This is a genomic window from Protofrankia sp. Cr1 (assembly GCF_963555865.1).
Classification (GTDB): Bacteria; Actinomycetota; Actinomycetes; order Frankiales; family Frankiaceae; genus Protofrankia.
Genome location: NZ_CAUVXO010000035.1, coordinates 13,356 through 14,130 on the forward strand (window position 1 = coordinate 13,356; position 775 = coordinate 14,130).

A 775-nucleotide genomic window follows, 5' to 3' on the forward strand; every position below is an offset into this window, starting at 1 on the left:
TCGTCGTGGGCCTGCTCCGCGCCGGCCGTGAGCTGCGCTCGGGGCACCGAAACCGCGGCAGGTCAGCACTCCAGCTCGAGCTGTTTCAGCTGCCGTAGGTGTTGGAACGGTGGGAGACGTCGAGGACTCGGACAGCATGTGTCGTGTCGTCGATTTCGTAGCGGATTCGCCATGCAGCACCCCGTCGCGCGGAATACTGGCCGGCATATTCGCTGTGTAAGGGGTGACCGACACGATACGGGTTGTCGAGTAATGGTCCGGCGATGAACTCTGCTATAGCTGTGGCGATTTTTTCCGGAAGGCGGGCGAGCTGGCGGACCGCGCGGGGTCTGACCTCAAGGGTGTATCGTGCGGTCATGTGCCGGACGATTCCGTGAACAGGTGAGCGAATCGGCTCCGGAACCCCGTTTCATCAAGGCCAGGCCCGTCCTCGCCGTCCTCTGGAGGCTCCCCGGCCGCCGCACGCTCGGCTGAGACGTGCCGCCACCACTCCGTTTCCTCTTCTGAAGCAAGATTCTCAAACCGTTGCCAGTCGTCCAGCGAGACAACAACCACGCTGGTACGGCCTGGCCGGCTGAGCACAATCGGACCAGTTTGATCAACCTCGTCTGCCAGCTCGTCAAGACGATCACGAACGGCGTCAAGCGGCTCACTACGCATGAGATCCAGTATGCCCGCGCCGGCGAATGATCGAGGTCAGCCGAAGACGAGGCGATGTCTGCGATCGTAGTATCGGCCGAACAGGCGTAGCGCGAGGCGGAACAGCCAGGGCGCT

At 62.8% G+C, this 775-nt stretch carries 2 protein-coding genes; both read right to left on the bottom strand.

Annotated features, from left to right (window positions below; genetic code table 11):
• Positions 1-85 precede the first annotated feature (85 nt).
• Entirely contained in the window at positions 86-358 is a 273-nt protein-coding gene (locus tag U9980_RS05640) for a type II toxin-antitoxin system RelE/ParE family toxin (RefSeq protein WP_322766975.1), read from the bottom strand.
• Positions 355-660 carry a type II toxin-antitoxin system Phd/YefM family antitoxin gene (locus tag U9980_RS28420; protein ID WP_416210161.1) on the bottom strand — a complete coding sequence of 102 codons (306 nt, stop codon included), beginning with the start codon at positions 658-660 and terminating at the stop codon, positions 355-357. Before U9980_RS28420 ends, U9980_RS05640 begins: the two co-directional genes overlap by 4 nt.
• Positions 661-775 lie beyond the last annotated feature (115 nt).